At 39.1% G+C, this 18,793-nt stretch carries 18 protein-coding genes and 1 pseudogene; 14 read left to right on the forward strand and 5 right to left on the reverse strand.

Annotated elements, in window-relative coordinates; all coding sequences use genetic code 11:
- Positions 1-141: 141 nt before the first annotated feature.
- Positions 142-594, forward strand: a complete 453-nt coding sequence (gene asnC / locus AAX18_RS07135) for a transcriptional regulator AsnC (protein ID WP_005635654.1) — start codon at positions 142-144, stop codon at positions 592-594.
- 26 nt (positions 595-620) lie between these two features.
- Here asnC and hslR read toward each other — a convergent pair whose 3' ends face one another.
- Positions 621-1,016: a ribosome-associated heat shock protein Hsp15 gene (gene hslR / locus AAX18_RS07140; protein WP_005626656.1), complete on the reverse strand. Its 396-nt coding sequence runs from the start codon at positions 1,014-1,016 to the stop codon at positions 621-623.
- A 70-nt stretch (positions 1,017-1,086) separates the two neighbouring features.
- Here hslR and nudE point away from each other — a divergent pair, with 70 nt between their 5' ends.
- The 8 genes from nudE (at position 1,087) to gnd (ending at position 9,502) form a co-directional block, all read left to right on the forward strand.
- The gene (nudE, locus tag AAX18_RS07145; RefSeq protein ID WP_005626657.1) at positions 1,087-1,644 is read left to right on the forward strand and encodes an ADP compounds hydrolase NudE; all 558 of its coding nucleotides are present in this window, start codon (positions 1,087-1,089) and stop codon (positions 1,642-1,644) included.
- A gap of 245 nt (positions 1,645-1,889) precedes the next feature.
- Complete coding sequence (locus tag AAX18_RS07150) at positions 1,890-3,878, forward strand: OPT family oligopeptide transporter (RefSeq protein WP_005626659.1); 1,989 nt, start codon at positions 1,890-1,892, stop codon at positions 3,876-3,878.
- Between the two features lie 53 nt (positions 3,879-3,931).
- Positions 3,932-4,348, forward strand: coding sequence for a hypothetical protein (locus tag AAX18_RS07155; RefSeq protein ID WP_005626661.1), 417 nt, complete (start codon positions 3,932-3,934; stop codon positions 4,346-4,348).
- Positions 4,349-4,352: 4 nt separating this feature from the next.
- Entirely contained in the window at positions 4,353-5,162 is an 810-nt protein-coding gene (cysQ, locus tag AAX18_RS07160) for a 3'(2'),5'-bisphosphate nucleotidase CysQ (RefSeq protein ID WP_005626663.1), read from the forward strand.
- 75 nt (positions 5,163-5,237) lie between these two features.
- On the forward strand, positions 5,238-6,722 hold the full coding sequence (zwf, locus tag AAX18_RS07165; RefSeq protein WP_005626666.1) for a glucose-6-phosphate dehydrogenase: 1,485 nt from the start codon (positions 5,238-5,240) through the stop codon (positions 6,720-6,722).
- Between the two features lie 88 nt (positions 6,723-6,810).
- On the forward strand, positions 6,811-7,509 hold the full coding sequence (gene pgl, locus AAX18_RS07170; protein ID WP_005626668.1) for a 6-phosphogluconolactonase: 699 nt from the start codon (positions 6,811-6,813) through the stop codon (positions 7,507-7,509).
- Between the two features lie 33 nt (positions 7,510-7,542).
- A complete protein-coding gene (locus AAX18_RS07175) occupies positions 7,543-7,935 on the forward strand; it encodes a GNAT family N-acetyltransferase (protein WP_005626670.1) in 393 nt (130 codons plus the stop codon).
- Between the two features lie 112 nt (positions 7,936-8,047).
- A complete protein-coding gene (gene gnd, locus AAX18_RS07180; protein WP_046953405.1) occupies positions 8,048-9,502 on the forward strand; it encodes a decarboxylating NADP(+)-dependent phosphogluconate dehydrogenase in 1,455 nt (484 codons plus the stop codon).
- A 132-nt stretch (positions 9,503-9,634) separates the two neighbouring features.
- Here gnd and AAX18_RS07185 read toward each other — a convergent pair whose 3' ends face one another.
- On the reverse strand, positions 9,635-10,957 hold the full coding sequence (locus AAX18_RS07185) for an anaerobic C4-dicarboxylate transporter (protein WP_046953406.1): 1,323 nt from the start codon (positions 10,955-10,957) through the stop codon (positions 9,635-9,637).
- A 157-nt stretch (positions 10,958-11,114) separates the two neighbouring features.
- A pseudogene (gene ansB, locus AAX18_RS07190) lies at positions 11,115-12,164 on the reverse strand (L-asparaginase 2).
- 220 nt (positions 12,165-12,384) lie between these two features.
- On the opposite strand from ansB, the gene AAX18_RS07195 reads away from it, so the two are divergent.
- Entirely contained in the window at positions 12,385-12,831 is a 447-nt protein-coding gene (locus AAX18_RS07195) for a rhodanese-like domain-containing protein (RefSeq protein ID WP_046953407.1), read from the forward strand.
- A gap of 10 nt (positions 12,832-12,841) precedes the next feature.
- Positions 12,842-13,351, forward strand: a complete 510-nt coding sequence (gene secB / locus AAX18_RS07200; protein ID WP_005629412.1) for a protein-export chaperone SecB — start codon at positions 12,842-12,844, stop codon at positions 13,349-13,351.
- Between the two features lie 68 nt (positions 13,352-13,419).
- On the opposite strand, the gene aphA is transcribed toward secB, so the two are convergent.
- Positions 13,420-14,127: an acid phosphatase AphA gene (gene aphA, locus AAX18_RS07205; RefSeq protein WP_046953408.1), complete on the reverse strand. Its 708-nt coding sequence runs from the start codon at positions 14,125-14,127 to the stop codon at positions 13,420-13,422.
- A gap of 217 nt (positions 14,128-14,344) precedes the next feature.
- Between aphA and hslV the strand changes: the two genes are divergently transcribed.
- Both hslV and hslU read left to right on the forward strand, forming a co-directional pair.
- Complete coding sequence (gene hslV / locus AAX18_RS07210) at positions 14,345-14,872, forward strand: ATP-dependent protease subunit HslV (RefSeq protein WP_005629407.1); 528 nt, start codon at positions 14,345-14,347, stop codon at positions 14,870-14,872.
- 10 nt (positions 14,873-14,882) lie between these two features.
- Positions 14,883-16,217, forward strand: coding sequence for an HslU--HslV peptidase ATPase subunit (gene hslU, locus AAX18_RS07215; RefSeq protein WP_005644461.1), 1,335 nt, complete (start codon positions 14,883-14,885; stop codon positions 16,215-16,217).
- Between the two features lie 70 nt (positions 16,218-16,287).
- Here hslU and AAX18_RS07220 read toward each other — a convergent pair whose 3' ends face one another.
- Positions 16,288-17,340, reverse strand: coding sequence for an extracellular solute-binding protein (locus AAX18_RS07220; protein ID WP_046953409.1), 1,053 nt, complete (start codon positions 17,338-17,340; stop codon positions 16,288-16,290).
- Positions 17,341-17,481: 141 nt separating this feature from the next.
- On the opposite strand from AAX18_RS07220, the gene AAX18_RS07225 reads away from it, so the two are divergent.
- Positions 17,482-18,777, forward strand: coding sequence for an NAD(P)/FAD-dependent oxidoreductase (locus tag AAX18_RS07225; protein WP_046953410.1), 1,296 nt, complete (start codon positions 17,482-17,484; stop codon positions 18,775-18,777).
- Positions 18,778-18,793: the final 16 nt, after the last annotated feature.

Genomic DNA, 18,793 nt, shown 5'->3' on the forward strand with positions numbered 1-18,793 from the left:
TTTTAACAATAGGTGATATTTTTATGTATTATTTAATAAATATTACTTTTGTTTCAAGTATTTTGTTTGCTTTCTTTTTTAAATTGAATATTATCTAAATCAGAAAAGAAAAATTAAATAAAATCTAAAGGAGGCGGTTTTATGCACAATATTGACAGTTTAGATCAGCAAATCTTACGTGTACTCACCAAAGATGCGAGAACTCCCTATGCCGAAATGGCTAAAAATTTTGGTGTCAGTCCAGGAACGATTCATGTGCGAGTAGAAAAAATGCGCCAATCGGGCATTATTGAAGGCACGAAGGTGATTATTGATGAGCGTAAATTAGGTTATGACGTATGCTGTTTTATCGGCATTATTCTAAAAAGCGCAAAAGATTATGAGAAAGTGATCAAAAAGTTAGAAAGTTTTGATGAAGTAGTGGAAGCCTATTATACAACGGGTAATTACTCGATTTTCTTAAAGGTGATGACACACACAATCGCAGAATTACATTCTGTTTTGGCGACCAAGATTCAGTTAATAGATGAAATTCAATCCACTGAAACCTTGATTTCAATGCAAAATCCAATTTTGCGAGATATTAAACCTTAAGAACATAGAAAAGTGCGGTGAAATTTTTATTCAAATTTATCCTGATGTTTAAATTTCAATAAATCTCTCCGCTCTTTTTTGTTTGGGCGACGATCAGGATGGGGCATTGAAAGTGAATTGTTTTTTCTTGCCCACGCGATTTCTTCTCTTTTTTTCACGCTATTTTCGGTTTCTTGATAGAGTAATTGTGCCTCTGGCGCACCTCGGCGTTGATCGCTTAAGGCGATAATTTTTATTTCTTTTTCTTCGTTTCCCTGACGAAGTTTTAACATTGCGCCTACTTCCACAATTTTACTTACTTTCGCACGTTGATTGTTGTAATGCACTTTGCCACTTTCAATCATCGCTTTAGCAATGCTACGTGTTTTGTAGAATCGCGCAGCCCACAACCATTTGTCTAATCTGACTTCTTTTTCTTCCATTTATGAATTTCTCTTTTGCTATTTTGTGGTACAGTTTGTCCCAATCCTATCACAAAATAAAGGAAAACTTATGTTATCCGATTCATCCAAAAAATTACCTAAAATTCTTACCGCACAAGTTGTTGCTAAATCTCGTTTATTTGAAATTCAGTCTGTTGATTTAGCGTTTTCTAATGGGGAATTACGTACTTATGAGCGTTTCAAACCCGGTAATCAGCAGGCTGTTATGATGGTTCCCATTGATGGGGATGATCTTTTATTGATTCGTGAGTATTCAGTTGGCACAGAACGTTATGAATTAGGATTTCCTAAAGGCGGCGTAGATAAAGATGAAGAACCGAAAGAGGCAGCAAATCGCGAATTAAAGGAAGAGTTGGGGCTGGGAGCCAATAAAATTGATTTCTTGCGCACGGTGATTACCAATCCAAGTTATATGCGTAGCATTATGCATATTTTTGTTGCTCAGGATTTTTATCCTTGCCAGTTAGAAGGCGATGAGCCCGAACCGTTAGAAATTGTTCGCTTTCCATTGTCGAAAATTGATGAATTACTTGCAGACCCAAGTTTCAATGAAGCTAGAAATTTAACCGCACTTTATTCTTTGAAAGATTATTTAAGCCAAAAATAATGGGCTTAATTGAATATCATTCTCTTATTTTCTCTTTTTTAAAAAGAGGAAAATCATGGCTAACCAGATGAACATCACTCTGAGTTAGCCTTTTTCGCTTATCTATAAATAAAAAATCATTCAAATATTCCCCTTTTTATTAAATATTTTCTAACAAGCTCAAATTTCCCTTTAAAAAACTTGAAAAAATACTCGATTTTTGACAATGTTTAGGTGTTTTCTTTTTTTACTCAAGGAACATTTTTATGCATAACGAAAACTTAAAAGAATTAACCGTTCGAGGAATTATCCTCGGCGCATTGATTACAGTGATTTTCACTGCATCCAATGTGTATCTCGGTCTAAAAGTAGGGATGACATTCGCGTCATCTATTCCAGCGGCCGTCATTTCTATGGCGGTACTCAAATTTTTCAAAGATTCTAGTATTCTCGAAAATAACATGGTGCAAACACAAGCATCTTCAGCGGGGACACTTTCTTCTGTGATCTTCGTCTTACCAGGCTTATTAATGATGGGTTACTGGCAAGACTTCCCATTCTGGCAAACTATGCTGATTTGTGCTGCGGGTGGTACATTGGGCGTGTTATTCACCATTCCATTACGCCGTGCGATGGTGGTTAATAGTGATTTACCTTACCCTGAAGGCGTAGCTGCAGCAGAAATCTTAAAAGCAGGTAATCATGCAGATGGCGATAGCGGTGTAAAAGATATTGCTTACGGTGGTGTTTTAGCGGGATTAGTTGCATTTTTAACTAACGGTTTACGCGTGATGGCTGATGGTGCTAGCGCTTGGGTTCAAACTGGTAAAGCAGCTTTCCAATTACCAATGGGCTTCTCACTTGCCTTGCTTGGTGCAGGTTATTTAATTGGTATCGTAGGCGGTATTGCGATGTTGATCGGTGTTATTTTGACTTGGGGTGTGGCTGTGCCATATTTCACGATGTCAGGTGATATCGCGGCAGACGCAAGCTTAATTGATGCAGCAATGGTGGTTTGGAAAACGAAAGTTCGCTTTATTGGTGTAGGTACAATTGGTATTGCAGCGATTTGGACATTACTTATTTTAATGAAACCAATGATTGAAGGGATGGTACATTCTTTCCGTATGTTGAAAGGTGGACAAGCTGAATCTGAGCACCGCGTTGATATCGACCTTTCTCCAAAAACAATGATTTATATCTTAATCGCGACTGTTGTGTTAATTGTTATTTCATTACACCACTTTATCGCGGCTGCACCGATTTCACCTGAGCTTTCCATTTTATTAGTTGTAGTTTGTACTTTCTTAGCGGTATTTATCGGCTTCTTTGTGGCTGCAGCTTCTGGTTATATGGCAGGTTTAGTGGGTTCATCTTCAAGCCCAATTTCTGGTATCGGGATTATTTCTGTTATCGTGATTTCATTGGTATTGGTGTCAATCGGTAATGCATCTGGCTTATTTGAAACCGTGGATGGTCAGAAATTTTTGACCGCACTTACACTCTTTACTGCGTCAATTGTATTAACCACTGCAACGATTTCTAACGATAACTTGCAAGATTTAAAAACGGGCTTATTAGTGGATGCGACACCTTGGCGTCAACAAGTCGCATTAATTATCGGCTGCTTTGTCGGTGCGCTTGTTATCGCGCCAGTATTAGAAATCTTATATCACGCGTATGGTTTCAGCGGTGCATTACCACGTCCAGATATGGATCCTTCACAAGCCCTATCTGCACCACAAGCAACATTAATGACCACCATTTCTCAAGGTATTTTCACAAATAAATTGGAATGGACTTATATCTTAACTGGTGTCGGCTTAGGTGCGGTGTTAATTACGATTGATGCATTCTTGAAAAAAGTCAGCAACAAAGTCTTTGGCTTGCCAGTTATTGCTGTGGGGATTGGTATTTACTTACCACCATCAATTAATATGCCTGTGATTGTCGGTGCATTCTTAGCATGGATCATGACTCGTCATATTGCAAAACTTGGTAACAAAGAAGTATCAGCTAAAGCAGAACGTTTCGGTACCCTTTTCTCTGCAGGTTTAATCGTAGGTGAAAGCTTAATGGGTGTGATTTTAGCATTCATTATTGCGGCTTCTGTTACCACCGGTGGTTCTGAAGCGCCATTATCCTTAAATCTTGAAAACTGGGATGCTATTGGCGAGTGGTTGGGTTTAATCGTATTTATCGTGGGCATTGTGATTTTTGCATCTCGCGTATTACGTGCGAAAAAATCTGATTAATTCTTAAATTTATTTTAGAATAGGCTACCTTTTGGATAGCCTATTTTTTTATTATGAAATCTTACTTAAAAACACTTATTTTTTTCCCTCTGATTTTGCAGATAATTGTCACCGCACTTTTGATTTGGTTCGATGATGATTCAAGTGGCGTTATCGTTCCTTTTTCTAGTTATGCTCTCACAGCATTTCTTCTCGCCACCATTCCCGCATTTTTAACCGCACTTTTAGCTGCAAAATTCCGTTACACACGTTATAACATTGCTTCGATTGTATTAGTTTCATCGATCATTTCATTTGTTTACTGCAATATGGCATCTTATTTTTATTTGTTATTGCTCGGCGAACAAGAAACGTCCTTTTGGGGCTGGTTGACCGAAGGGGGGGTATCTCTCGGGTTAATTAGCACATGCGGAATGGTATTTTATGCTCTATTTGTGATGCCGTGGCTGCTGCCAAAAACAAGAGAATAATTTCATGCTCACGCTAAACGAGCACTTACTTAACCAAGTATTGCTGATTGCTTATCAAGCGGGTAAGTATTTGCAACAGTTTTATCAAAAACAGGTTCATGTTGAATTGAAAGAAGACAACACGCCTGTAACGGAAGCGGATATTTTTGTGAGCCAATTTTTAACAGAAAAATTGACCGCACTTTTCCCTAATGTCCCTGTTCTTTCAGAAGAAAATTGCCATATTTCCTTTGAAGAACGTAAAAATTGGAAAGAATATTGGTTGATTGATCCTCTTGATGGCACACAACAATTTATTAATCGTACCGATCAATTTTCTGTGTTGATTACCTTAGTTCGTAAAAATAAACCTGTGTTAAGCGTTATTCATGCGCCAGTTTTATCTATAACTTATTATGCAATGGATAATTTCGGCGCGTTTAAAAAACAACTCGATCAGGTAAAAAAACTTACTAAAAACACGACAAATTTTGACCGCCCTTTACGAATTGCGGTGGGTGCAACCACTTCACAAGAAAAAGTGCGGTCGATTTTGCCGAAGGATTTTCCTTGTGAATTTGTTGTGGTAGGTTCCAGTAGCTTAAAAAGCGGTTTGGTGGCTGAAGGTGCGGTAGATTGTTATGTTCGTTTAGGACAAACTGGTGAATGGGATACCGCTGGCGCTGAAGTGCTGCTGGGTGAAACCCACGGTGCCATTTTTGACTCTCATTTTGAATCTTTAACCTATAACCAACGTGAAACCTTGATTAATCCTCATTTTGTCATGGTGGGCAATCAATCGCTCGATTGGCGTTCTATCTTTCAATTTAATTGATTGGTTCGATTGGTTTTTTTCTCTAGAATACGGCATTATTTTCCGATATTACTCGGAATCTTATAAGGAATAATTATGCAAACTGATAATAATTGTATCGTCATTTTTGGCGCGTCTGGTGACTTAACTCACCGTAAACTCATTCCAGCTCTTTATAATCTCTACAAAATCGGGCGTTTGAGTGAAAACTTTTCCGTTCTAGGTGTTGCTCGTTCTGAGTTGAACGATGAAACTTTCCGCGAAAAAATGCGTGAGGCGTTAATCCATAATGAAGAAACAACACCAGAAACTTTAGATGCTTTCTGCTCTCATCTTTATTACCAAGCAGTGAATACATCGGATGCGCAAGATTATGGCAAACTTGTTCCACGCTTAGACGAACTTCACGATAAATATCAAACCTGTGGTAACACCCTTTACTATATGTCCACTCCGCCAAGTCTTTATGGCGTGATTCCTGAGTGTTTGGCTGCACATGGTTTAAATACGGAAGAATATGGCTGGAAGCGTATTATTGTTGAAAAACCGTTTGGTTATGATGAAAAAACAGCACAAGCATTAGACATACAAATTCACCGTTTCTTTGAAGAACACCAAATTTATCGAATTGACCATTATTTAGGTAAAGAAACTGTTCAAAACTTGCTCGTATTACGTTTCTCAAATGGTTGGTTTGAACCGCTTTGGAACCGTAATTTCATTGATTATGTAGAAATTACTGGTGCAGAATCTATTGGCGTGGAAGAGCGCGGGGGCTATTACGATGGTTCTGGCGCAATGCGCGATATGTTCCAAAACCATTTATTGCAAGTATTAGCGATGGTGGCAATGGAGCCGCCTGCGATTATTAATGCGAATTCAATGCGTGATGAAGTAGCAAAAGTGATGCATAGTTTGCGTCCATTAACTGCCGAAGATATGGAGCATAATCTCGTTTTAGGTCAATATACTGCGGCTGAAATTAACGGCAAAATGGAAAAGGGCTATCTAGAAGAAAAAGGTGTGCCTGCAGATTCTCGTACTGAAACTTACATTGCATTACGTTGTGAAATTGAAAACTGGCGTTGGGCTGGTGTGCCGTTCTATGTCCGTACGGGGAAACGCTTACCGGCTCGCGTGACTGAAATTGTGATCCATTTTAAAACTACGCCACATCCTGTATTCAGCCAAAATGCACCAGAGAATAAATTGATTATTCGTATTCAACCTGATGAAGCGATTTCAATGCGTTTTGGTTTGAAAAAACCAGGTGCAGGTTTTGAAGCGAAAGAAGTATCAATGGATTTCCGTTATGCAGATTTAGCTGGCGCACAAGTATTAACCGCTTATGAACGCTTATTGTTAGATGCGATGAAAGGCGATGCAACCTTGTTTGCTCGTACTGATGCTGTGCATGCCGCATGGAAATTTGTGCAACCGATTTTAGATTACAAAGCGAATGGTGGTCGTATTCACGAATATGAAGCTGGCACTTGGGGCCCTGTGGCAGCCGATAAATTAATTGCAAAACAAGGCAAAGTGTGGCGTAAACCAAGTGGATTGATGAAGAAAAAAGTTTAATTAATCTAATGTAGGGTGGGCTTTAGCCCACCTCTCTTAATATCGAACATAATAAATTGTGGGCTCAAGCCCACCCTACGGAAAATCAATGAACTATATCAGCTTCCCAACGGCTCAACACGCGGTTGAAAAGATTGCCCAAGAATTTGTGATTTATAGCCAATTAAATCATCCCGTACATATTTCCCTTTCCGGTGGTTCAACACCTAAGTTGTTATTTAAAACCTTAGCCAAAACGCCCTATGCGGAACAAATTAACTGGAAAAATCTGCATTTTTGGTGGGGTGATGATCGTATGGTTCCACCAACCGATTCAGAAAGCAACTATGGTGAAGTGCAAAAACTTTTATTCGATCATATTCAAATTCCAACGGAAAACATCCACAGAATTCGTGGCGAAAATGAACCGCACTTTGAGCTAAAACGTTTCGAAGAAGAATTAAGTGCGGTCATTCCAAACGGTGTTTTTGATTGGATTATTTTAGGTATGGGAACTGATGGTCATACCGCTTCTCTCTTCCCACATCAAACCAATTTTGATGATGAAAACCTTGCTGTCATTGCTAAGCACCCTGAAAGCGGTCAAATCCGCATTTCTAAAACCGCTAAACTCATTGAACAAGCCAAACGCATTACCTATTTGGTTACCGGCGAAAGCAAAGCGGAAATACTCAAAGAAATTCAAACCACGCCAGCAGAAAATCTGCCTTACCCTGCTGCCAAAATTAAAGCAAAAAATGGGGTGACGGAGTGGTATTTGGATAAAGCGGCAGCTGGATTGCTATAACGGATTGCGATTAGGCATAGTGGGCTTAAAGACATGATCGAATACAAAACCAATTTTCCTATTTCAGTAGAACAATTTATTGAATTGCTCAATAAAACTACTTTAGGCGCACGTCGTCCATTAGAAGATAAAAAACGTGTGTCGGCGATGTTACACCATGCCGATTTATTGGTGACAGCTTGGGATGGCGAGCGATTGGTGGGTGCCGCCCGTTCGGTGACGGATTTTGCCTATTGTTGTTATTTGTCTGATTTGGCGGTGGACGAGCAATATCAAAAACAAGGTATCGGCTTGCAGTTAATTGAACACACCAAACAGGCGTTACATCCACAGGCTAAAATTGTGCTTTTATCTGCTCCGCAAGCGGTGGATTACTATCCGCATATTGGGTTTACGCAACACATGAGTGCGTGGATGAAGAGTTAAAAAACGTTTGGAAAAACGACCGCACTTTTTGCGTGTAGTCATGTGGTGCAACTTGTTGCACCAAAGTATTCAAATCGGTACAACAACTTGTACCCTAAAACAGGAGAAAACAATGTCAGTAAAAGGCGACATCGGTGTTATCGGCTTAGCCGTAATGGGGCAAAACCTCATTTTAAATATGAACGACCACGGGTTTAAAGTGGTGGCGTATAATCGTACCACCTCAAAAGTGGATGAATTTTTACAAGGTGCAGCAAAAGGCACGAATATTATCGGCGCATACTCTTTAGAAGATTTAGCCGCTAAATTAGAAAAACCACGTAAAGTGATGTTAATGGTGCGCGCAGGTGATGTGGTGGATCAATTCATTGAAGCATTACTACCACATTTAGAAGAGGGCGACATTATTATTGATGGTGGTAACTCAAACTACCCAGATACAAATCGTCGTGTAAAAGCGTTAGCGGAAAAAGGCATTCGCTTTATTGGTTCGGGGGTTTCTGGTGGTGAAGAAGGTGCACGTCATGGGCCATCTATCATGCCGGGTGGTAATCAAGCAGCATGGCAATATGTGAAACCAATCTTCCAAGCAATCTCCGCTAAAACCGAACAAGGCGAACCTTGCTGTGACTGGGTGGGCGGTGAAGGCGCTGGTCACTTCGTGAAAATGGTTCACAATGGTATTGAATACGGCGATATGCAATTAATCTGTGAAGCTTACCAATTCTTAAAAGAAGGTTTAGGCTTGAGCTATGACGAAATGCAAGCCATCTTCTCAGAATGGAAAAAAACTGAACTTGATAGTTATCTAATCGATATCACCACCGACATTCTTGGTTATAAAGATTCCGATGGTGAGCCATTAGTTGAAAAAATCTTAGATACCGCTGGTCAAAAAGGGACAGGTAAATGGACCGGTATCAACGCATTAGATTTTGGTATTCCATTAACCTTAATCACTGAATCCGTCTTTGCACGCTGTGTTTCTTCATTTAAAGATCAACGTGTTGCAGCAAATCAATTATTCAATAAAACTGTTACTCCAGTTGAAGGTGACAAAAAAGTATGGATTGAAGCGGTACGTAAAGCATTATTGGCTTCAAAAATCATCTCTTATGCACAAGGTTTTATGCTGATTCGTGAAGCATCAGAACAATTCGGCTGGAATATCAACTACGGTGCAACCGCGTTGTTATGGCGTGAAGGTTGTATCATTCGCAGCCGTTTCTTAGGCAACATCCGCGATGCGTACGAAGCGAATCCAGATTTAATCTTCTTGGGTTCAGATAGTTACTTCAAAGGTATTTTAGAAAACGCATTAAGCGACTGGCGTAAAGTGGTGGCAAAATCTATCGAAGTGGGTATTCCAATGCCTTGTATGGCATCAGCTATTACCTTCTTAGACGGTTACACTTCAGCACGTTTACCAGCAAACTTATTGCAAGCACAACGTGACTACTTCGGCGCACATACTTATGAGCGTACTGATAAACCACGTGGTGAATTCTTCCATACTAACTGGACAGGTCGTGGTGGGAATACCGCTTCTACCACCTATGATGTGTAGTTAAAAATATCGATAAAAATTACCGCACTTTGAGATAGTAAAGTGCGGTATTTTTTTATTTCTTTTCTGTTTATATTTGGGAAATAAAAAACGGCGCTATTTCAGCACCGTTCTTTGTTATCGAATCACATTTTAAAGAATAACCTGAGAAAGACCTAAACCGATTAATAAGCAGAAAAGCATGCTCAATAAACCAGGAAGCATAAAGCTGTGGTTTAAAATGTATTTACCGATTCTGGTTGTACCTGTGGTATCGAAGTCAAGAGACGCGATGATTGGGCCGTAGTTAGGGATAAAGAAGTAACCATTTACTGCCACAAATACACCGATTAATACTGGTGCTGGGATACCTAATGCTATACCAAGTGGGAATAATGTTGCTACTGTTGCACCTTGGCTGTTTACTAATACTGAAAGTACAAATAGCGCGAAAGCAAATGCCCATGGTGCAGTTTCAACTAAGCCTTTCACCATTTCTTTTACTTCTGTCATGTGCGCTTGCATCAATGTGTCGCCTAACCATGCAATACCGAAAATTGCGATTACTGCACGCATACCAGCGTGGAACACAGAACCTTTAGTGATTTCAGTGCCATCTGGTTTACAAGTTAAGATGATTAACGCACCAATCGCTAACATAATGATTTCGATAGTGTGTGCCATACCCATTGGTTTACCATCAAATACTGGACGTAAAGATGGAACCGCCCCCATGATTACAACAAGTAATGAACCAAATAAGAATAAAGAAACAGAAATTTTAGCTGTTTTGCTCACTTCTACTTCTTTGACTGAAGTGGTAGAAGCAAAAGTATCTGCATATTTTGGATCATTTAAACGACGTTGATATTCCGGATCATCTTTTAATTCTTTACCCATTTTGTTTACAAATAAACAAGCAATAAAAATACCTAAGATGGTTGAAGGAATAGTTACCATTAATACGTCGCCAAGATGGATGCCTTGAGGTTCAAGGTAAGCTACGACCGCTACAACAGCTGCCGCAATAGGGCTTGCTACGATAGCAAATTGTGATGCGATTACCGCCATTGACATTGGACGTTCTGGACGGATACCATTTTGACGGCTCACTTCAGCGATAACTGGTAATACAGAATATGCTACATGGCCAGTACCCGCTAAGAAAGTGAATAACCAAGTTACTGCTGGAGCGATAAACGTAATGTGTTTAGGATTACGACGTAAGATTTTGGTTGCGATTTTGATCATGTAGTCTAAACCGCCAGCTGCTTGCATTGCCGCTGCCGCTGCCACTACAGCCATAATCATAAACATAACATCAATAGGTAAACCTGCTGGTTTTAGACCAAAGCCAAAAGAAAGAATAGCAAGGCCTAAACCACCAAATACACCTAACCCGATACCACCTACACGTGCACCCACAAAGATACACAATAATACGATGGCAAATTGTAGTAAGAACATTGCAGACATACTGCCCCCTAAGTTAATTAAAAAACATCTTTGTTTTATTTGTTAAAACAGTGACTAATATAGCAACAAATAGGTATCGATTCCATAACATGGATCAATAAATTGTGGTCAAAAGTGCGGTTATTTATAACGGCACTTTTGTTTATTACAATTGATCTTAGAAGTCTTCGAAATATTGTTGAATTACTTTTGGATCTTTAGTTTGAGTTAAAGATAATTGCAACAGCACGCGGGCTTTCTGTGGATTTAAAGTACCTGATGCTACAAAGCCATATTTACTATCATCAACTTCAGCATCACGAGTTGTATAGCCAGTTGGTACACGAGAAGAACGAACTACAACGACGCCATCTTTCGCGGCTTTTTCTAAGCGATCTAAGTGTGCAGCATTAATATTTCCATTGCCAACTCCTGCAGATACAATCCCTTGATAGCCAGCATTGAGTAATGCGTTTAGTGGTTCAACTGGTGCATTTGAATAAGCATAAATAATTCCCACTTTTGGTAGGCTATCTAATTTTTCTACGTTAAACGGAGTGTTGATGGTATGTTTGCTTTCTGGGGAACGTTCATAGTCCACTTTGCTGTTATGAATATAGCCTAGAGAGCCATAATTTGGTGAATGGAAAGTTTGCACTGCGGTCGTACTGGTTTTTGTGACATCGCGAGCACCTAGTACTTCATTATTCATTGCGACTAAAACGCCACGGCCACTCGATTTTTTGTCTGCTGCGACAACGACAGCATTGTAAAGATTTAATGGACCATCAGCACTTTTTTCTGTTGCAGGACGCATTGCCCCTACGAGAACAACCGGTTTTTCACATTTTACGGTTAAATCTAAGAAATAAGCCGTCTCTTCCATGGTATCTGTACCATGGGTAATGACAAATCCATCAGTACTTTTACATTGAGCATTGATGGCTTTTGCAAGTTTTAGCCAGACTTAATCATTCATGTCTTGTGAGCCTATTTTTACAATTTGCTCACCTTTAATGTTGGCAATATTTTTCATTTCTGGTACAGCTTCAATTAAAGTATCAATACTTAATTGTCCAGATTTATACGCAGAATTTACCGAACTTTGCCCGCTTCCTGCAATGGTACCACCCGTTGCCAAGATTGTAATATTTGGTAAGTCAGCTGCATTTGCTATTGAAACACCTAGACCAAATAAAGTACATAAGGCTAATTTAGTTAATTTCATAGATTTCTCCTAATGAATAAAAATTCCTTTCTAATGATCTAACTAAATTGAGCTATTCTGAATAATGAAAAAGTAAATTTATGATCCCGATCACATAATTTTTTGTTGATTGTATAACCTTTATGCAAGTACGGAATTTAAGCATAATTTTTTTGAAAGATAATCCAAGTGCGGTTATACTTGAGCCCTATTTTGACGTACTTAATCAGTAGAGAAAACAATGCAAGAATTTATCCCAATGGCAACAGTGTTTGCTCAAAAACATACTCTTTTAGCGGTTTCTTGGTTTGCGATTTTCGTGATGGTAATTTATACCTTCTATAAAGGCGCAACGAGTAAATTTAAAGTAATTACTCACAATGAGATGATTCGTTTAATCAACGCGGATGAAGCTATTGTGGTGGATTTACGTAGTATTGAAGAATTTCAACGTGGTCATATCATTGATAGCATTAATTTACTTCCAAGCGAAATTAAAAATCAAAACATCGGTAAAATTGAACAACACAAAGAAAAAGCAATTGTGTTGGTAGATATTAACGGTGTTTCCGCACCAGCTTCAGCTACACTTTTAGCGAAACAAGGTTTTAATCGTGTGTTTGTGTTAAAAGAAGGCATTTCTGCATGGGCTGCGGCAAATTTACCTTTAGTTAAAAAACATAAATAAGGAATCGAAAATGTCAGAACAAAAACAAGACGTTGCAGCAACAGAAGAACAACAACCCGTTCTCCAAATTCAACGTATTTATGTGAAAGATGTGTCTTTTGAAGCACCAAATCTGCCACATATTTTCCAACAAGAATGGAAACCAAAACTTGGTTTTGATTTAAGCACCGAAACAACCCAAGTTGGTGATGACTTATATGAAGTGGTATTAAACATTTCTGTTGAAACTACACTTGAAGATAGTGGTGATGTCGCATTTATTTGTGAAGTAAAACAAGCGGGCGTGTTCACGATTAGCGGTTTAGAAGATGTTCAAATGGCGCATTGTTTAACCTCTCAATGCCCAAATATGCTTTTCCCTTATGCGCGTGAATTAGTGTCTAACCTAGTCAATCGCGGCACATTCCCTGCGTTGAATTTATCTCCAGTAAACTTTGATGCATTGTTTGTTGAATATATGAATCGTCAACAAGCAGAAAATGCAGAAGAAAAATCTGAAGAAGGTCAAACTAAACACTAATTAAGTGGTAAAACAAAAGGCAAGCTAGGAATCCTAACTTGCCTTTTTTGTTGTTAAAGTGCGGTCAATTAATAGCTTGAATTGATTAACACTTCTTCACCATAGCCACCTAAAGTTGGCATTGGTTGATAAGTTGAGTTTGCTGCACGCATTAAACGAATACCACGAATACCCGCTTCTTTAGCCGCTAATACATCATCATCGCTGTCGCCATAGTGAATGGTAACTTTGTGTGCAATAATGCCTGGGGTTTTGTTGTATTTAGTTGTGCGTTCACGTCCGCCCATAAATTCAACAGGGTGCATATTTTTAATATCAAACGCTTTTTGTAATACAGGAGTTACGCCATCCACGTTCCCTGCAGTACGGCCTGTAATAAAATAAATTTGGTCTCCACGTTCTTGGTGCATTTTGATCAAATCAACGCCGATCTGTTTTGGAATTGAGTATTTGTCGCAACCTGCGTTAACTTCATTCCAGAAATCTTGATTTTTCAAATAGTCTTGTTTACCTGGAGAATATTTTTGTTGACCATAATGGAAACAAGGGCTGCTGAAAAGTACGGTATCATCAATATCAAAGCTGACATTAATTGGGCCTTTGCCTTCTAATTCTTTTTTGATTTGATCTACTGAGATCCAGTGAATTGGTTGTTCTTGCAACATTTCACGTGCATTTGTACCTGATTGAGTATAAGGCTCAGTTTTTCCTGCCATAGCTGGAATTGCTGCAGCGGTTAATAAAGCTACAACAGATAGCTTGATCATCTTTTTCATAAAAAACTCCTAGTTGGATGGTCATTGAATGCATGTATCATACACATTTTATGCTTTATATCAATTTAAAGCAAACGTTTGCTATCTTGAAGTATGATCAAGCTCACATTTTTTGATTATTTTTGGCGAATAAATCGGCAAAAGAGTATTTTCCCTTGAATTTTGTTAATTTACCGCCATATAACGAACAACTTTTCACTTTATAAAGGACAGAACAATGACAACGATTGTAAGCGTACGTCGCAATGGGCAAGTCGTCGTAGGTGGTGATGGACAAGTTTCTTTGGGTAATACCGTGATGAAAGGCAATGCACGAAAAGTGCGTCGTTTATATAATGGCAAAGTGATTGCTGGTTTTGCGGGTGGTACTGCAGATGCATTTACACTTTTCGAATTATTTGAACGTAAACTTGAAATGCACCAAGGGCACTTACTAAAAAGTGCGGTGGAATTAGCAAAAGATTGGCGTACAGATCGTGCACTTCGTAAGTTAGAAGCGATGCTAATTGTGGCGGATGAAAAAGAAAGTTTAATCATCACGGGTATTGGCGACGTAGTTCAACCAGAAGAAGATCAAATTTTAGCAATCGGATCGGGTGGTAACTATGCGTTGTCTGCAGCACGTGCATTGGTGGAAAATACCGAACTTTCTGCTCGTGAAATTGTTGAAAAATCTTTGAAAATTGCTGGTGATATTTGTGTGTTCACAAATACCAATTTCACTATTGAAGAATTACCAAATTAAGGAAAAAGCCATGTCTGAAATGACTCCTCGCGAAATAGTTTCTGAATTAGATCAACATATTATTGGTCAAGCCGATGCAAAACGTGCTGTGGCGATTGCATTGCGTAACCGTTGGCGTCGTATGCAGCTTCAAGAACCTTTGCGTCATGAAGTGACCCCAAAAAATATTTTAATGATTGGTCCAACTGGTGTGGGTAAAACTGAAATTGCGCGCCGTTTGGCAAAATTAGCTAACGCGCCATTTATCAAAGTGGAAGCAACGAAATTTACCGAAGTGGGTTATGTGGGGAAAGAGGTGGATTCCATTATTCGTGATTTAACGGATAGCGCGATGAAGCTTGTTCGCCAGCAGGAAATTGCGAAGAACAGAGCAAGAGCTGAAGACGCGGCTGAAGAGCGTATCTTGGATGCTTTACTTCCTCCAGCAAAAAATCAATGGGGCGAAGTTGAAAGCCATGATAGCCACAGCAGTACTCGCCAAGCGTTCCGTAAAAAATTACGTGAAGGTCAATTAGATGATAAAGAAATCGAAATTGATGTGTCTGCAGGCGTGTCTATGGGCGTTGAAATTATGGCTCCTCCAGGCATGGAAGAAATGACAAATCAACTGCAATCATTGTTCCAAAATTTAGGTTCAGATAAAACGAAAAAACGCAAAATGAAAATTAAAGATGCGTTGAAAGCGTTGATTGATGATGAAGCAGCGAAATTAATTAACCCTGAAGAACTTAAACAAAAAGCGATTGATGCGGTAGAACAAAATGGTATCGTCTTTATCGATGAAATCGACAAAATTTGTAAGAAAGGTGAATATAGCGGTGCAGATGTATCGCGTGAAGGTGTGCAACGTGATTTACTTCCGTTAGTAGAAGGTTCGACCGTTAGCACCAAACACGGAATGGTTAAAACTGATCATATCTTATTTATTGCATCGGGTGCATTCCAAGTTGCTCGTCCTTCAGATTTAATTCCAGAGTTACAGGGGCGTTTGCCGATTCGTGTTGAACTTACCGCATTAAGTGCGGCTGATTTTGAGCGTATTTTAACGGAGCCACATGCCTCTTTAACCGAACAATACAAAGCATTGATGGCAACAGAAGGGGTGAATATTGAATTCACAACCGACGCAGTGAAGAAAATTGCTGAGGCTGCATTCCGTGTGAATGAAAAAACGGAAAACATCGGTGCACGCCGTTTGCATACGGTAATGGAACGTTTAATGGATAAAATTTCTTTCAGTGCAAGCGACATGAATGGTCAAACAGTCAATATTGATGCGGCTTATGTTGCGGATGCACTTGGTGAAGTGGTTGAAAATGAGGATTTGAGTCGTTTTATTCTTTAAATATTTTCTTCTCTGATATAAGAAGTGCGGTGAATTTTCACCGCACTTTTTTGTTTTCTAAATTGAGAAATTAATTGGTTTTTAATTTGCCCCAATATTTTTCATAAATATCAACCGCTTCACCAACATCTCCTTGCATAATCCCTTTTTCTACTTCTGATGCTGGTGGAAATAGTTTAGGATCATTGGCAACTTCAGGGCTGAGTAATGCTTTTACTCCTTCATTTGGCATAGAAAAGCCCATGCGTTCTACCACAACTTTGGCATTTTCTGGACGAAGTAAGAAGTCAATGAACTTATGTGCGCCTTCAACATTTTTTGCTGTAGTTGGAATCGCATAGTTATCCATCCAGAAAATTGCGCCTTCTTTTGGATACACAAATTGAAGAGATGGATTTTCTTTCTGTGCTAAATAAGCAGAACCATTCCAAATCATACCAATTGCTGCTTCACCTTGTACATAAGGGACTTCTGGCGAATCAGAGTTAAAGGTCGCTATATTTGGTAAAAGTTTTTCTAAACGCTCGTAAGCTGTTTTGATGTCTCCTTCATTGGTGGTATTGGGCGATTTACCATCAAGCAATAATGCTACGTGGAATACTTCACGCGCATCACTGGTCATGAGAACTTTACCTTTAAATTCAGGTTTCCATAAATCCGCCCAGCTGGTGATAGTTTTAGGATCAATCTCATCCGCATTAACTTCAATACCAGTAAGTCCGTAAACGTAAGGTAATGAATATTTATTTTCTGGGTCGAATTCTTTATTTAATAAATGTTTAGGGATTTGATGAATATTGGTCAATTTACTTTGATCAATCGGTTGAAGCATCTTTTCCTTAATCATTTTATTTACATAATAACTTGATGGAAACACCAAATCATAGCCAGAGCCAGTATTCTGAGTTAGTTTAAGTTTCGCATACATTTCTTCGTTGCTTTCAAAGGTAGAATAAATTACCTCGATGCCAGTTTCTTTAGAGAACTGTGCGACTAAATCAGAAGGCACGTAGTCTGTCCAGTTATAGACGTAAAGTTTGTTATTGGCAAAAGCGGAAGCCGCGAAAAGTGCGGTGGTGGAAAGGAAAAGATTTTTGAGTGAGTGAGCAAAGAATTTTTTCAATTTATTGACCTCCGAGGGTTATCGTTCATCATAAAACGCGCAAATTTTGCGCGCGCGCAGTATAGCATTTTTTTCGTAAAAGGTTTGACATATTTCCCTTTCGGGGTAAGATTTTGCCAGTTTTTTCCTAAGAGATTTTTTATGCTTAATTTTGCCTATCAAGAACACGTTCGCTCTTATTATTTCGACTCTCGTAACCAAGATTTTCAATTCCCACCGCTCACTCAAATTGAACATGCTGATGTATGTGTGATCGGGGCTGGATTTTTTGGTTTATCTGCGGCATTAGAACTGGCGGAGAAAGGAAAAAAAGTCATTGTATTAGAGGGCGCTCGAGTAGGATTTGGTGCTTCTGGTCGTAGTGGTGGGCAGGCAATTAATGGCTTTGAAGAAGGCATTGATGAATACGTTAAACAAGTTGGCGAAGATAAAGCGCATAAACTTTGGAATATGTCATTAGAGGCCATTGATATTATTGATGAGCGTATTGAAAAATATGGCATTCAGTGCGACTGGAAAAAAGGCTATGCCACATTGGCATTAAATGAACGCCGAATGGATGACTTAATTGAAATTGAAAAAGAAAGTCATGAGAATTTTGGCTATCAGAATATGCAACTTTGGGATAAAGCTAAATTAAAACAACACTTAGGCAGTGATATTTATGTGGGCGGCTTATTTGATAGTAACTCAGGACATTTACATCCACTTAATTATTGCTTAGGTTTAGCGAAAGCTTGTGTCGATCTGGGTGTTCAGATTTTTGAACAATCTCCCGTAGTGGATATGGTTGAAAAGAAAGGTTGCGTTGAGGTTAAAACAGCTAAAAGTGCGGTTATTTCTCAAGACGTTATTTTAGCCACCAATGCTTATATTGATGCTCTCCCGAAAGCTATTCATCACGGAATTAATCGTAAAATATTACCTGTAGAAAGTTTTATTATCGCCACAGAGCCGCTAAGCCAAGCGGTTGCTGATTCTGTCATTAATAATGGCATGTCGGTGTGCGATAACAACTTATTATTGGACTATTATCGTTTAAGTGCCGACAATCGCTTGCTCTTCGGTAGTGATTCTAGCTCAGAAAAAGATATGGTCGCGATTATGCGGAAAAATATGTTGCGCGTATTCCCGCAACTTGAAAATGTAAAAATCGATTATGGATGGGCAGGTCCGATTGATATGACCTTAAACTCAACGCCACATTTTGGTCGTATTTCTCCGCACATTTATTTTGCTCATGGTTATTCTGGTCACGGTGTTGCTTTGACGGGGCTTGCGGGCCGAATTGTAGCGGAGGCGATTTTGGGTGACGATGAACGTTTATCTATTTTTGAAGGTCTGAAAGTCCCTTCTGTTTATGGTGGTCGAATTATCAAAGATCTTGCGACAAAGATTGGTGTGCAGTATTACAAGTTTTTAGATAAATATCGTTAAGATATAAAAAATGACC

Origin of the sequence: Haemophilus haemolyticus, assembly GCF_001008205.1 — a bacterium.
Classification (GTDB): domain Bacteria; phylum Pseudomonadota; class Gammaproteobacteria; order Enterobacterales; family Pasteurellaceae; genus Haemophilus; species Haemophilus haemolyticus_Q.